1 protein-coding gene is annotated in these 1,240 nt (G+C 40.4%); it reads left to right on the forward strand.

The features are described 5' to 3' along the window. Positions 1 to 181 precede the first annotated feature (181 nt). Positions 182 to 1,051 (forward strand): CPBP family intramembrane glutamic endopeptidase, encoded by an 870-nt coding sequence (locus IDZ20_RS04845; protein ID WP_188150307.1) that lies wholly within the window; start codon positions 182 to 184, stop codon positions 1,049 to 1,051. Positions 1,052 to 1,240: the final 189 nt, after the last annotated feature.

Raw genomic sequence — 1,240 nt, forward strand, 5'->3', positions numbered from 1 at the left:
GTGGCTTCGCCACTTTACCGCAAAACTCCACTTCACACGCGGCACAGGTTAACGCGGCGTTGGGCTGTGGAAGTCGGAGTTATTCTTTCTTCTCATTGAATCTTCTGTCGAATATATCTCCTTGATGATTTAAAATAACACTAGCAGTATTAAAATAATTCACGTAATTAAAGGTTAATTAATGAAAGATCTCATACAAAAAAACAAGCTTGTAGCCTTTACAGTTCTAGCTTATTTAATATCATGGCTTAGTTGGCTGCCCATTATGGACGGACTTAAAGCGGATATATTTGAATCTTCTGGAATTATTCTAACAATATTTTTTATTGGTGCTTACGGGCCGACTTTGGCAGCAATCATTTTAACTTTTTACCTTGGGGGGGGAGTTAACCTTAAAGTCTTACTGAAAAAGTTAATTCACTGGAGAGTGGGGTTCAAATGGAATGCACTAGCGCTTTTGGTGGGGCCTATTATTTATAGTTTGGCTATTACTGTTTTTGTTCTTACCGGAGGGGATGTTGGTGTGATTAACTATGGCCTTATTCCTTGGATTCCTATTGTATTTATAGTGCCAATTGTTTTTGGCCCTCTAGCCGAAGAGTTAGGGTGGAGGGGGGTTGCATTACCTTGTTTGGATAGCAAAAATAAGCCGATACAAGCCAGTATAATTATAGGTGTTATATGGGGTGCATGGCATACACCATTATTTTGGGCCGCAACTGGAACTGCGATTAGTGGATTTTCCATTAATGCAGAAACCCTCACGATTTTTTTCCTAATGACTATAGGTTCTAGCTTTATTATTACTTGGTTACATAACAATACGACGGGTAGTGTGTTTATTGCAGTATTGACACACCTAAGTATGAACGCAAGTGGGACTATTGCGAAGATGTTTTTTCCTGAGTTAAACACTGAAAGTCAGCAATATGTTTTTACTTATTATGTTGCAGTATTGTGGGGGCTTATATTGTGTTTTGGGTTATTCTCCGCTGTGTTTAAAATTGACGTTAAAAATAAGAGTGCCAAGGACTCTTCCCTTGGCGATTAAATGCCCAACAAAACGTTCAACCCCGTTCGCAAAAACACGCTCACTGGAACCTCCCCATTTCTGGTATTTGTGCCTACGCTGCGCGCAGGGTATCACAAACCCCAAAAATGAGTCGGTCCGGTTAACTCGGCGTTATGCGTCTTAACGGCTGGTAGAGTAGGGCTTGGAATTCATTGGTGTTGTTTTCTG

The sequence above is a fragment of the Teredinibacter waterburyi genome (assembly GCF_001922985.1).
Classification (GTDB): Bacteria; Pseudomonadota; Gammaproteobacteria; order Pseudomonadales; family Cellvibrionaceae; genus Teredinibacter; species Teredinibacter waterburyi.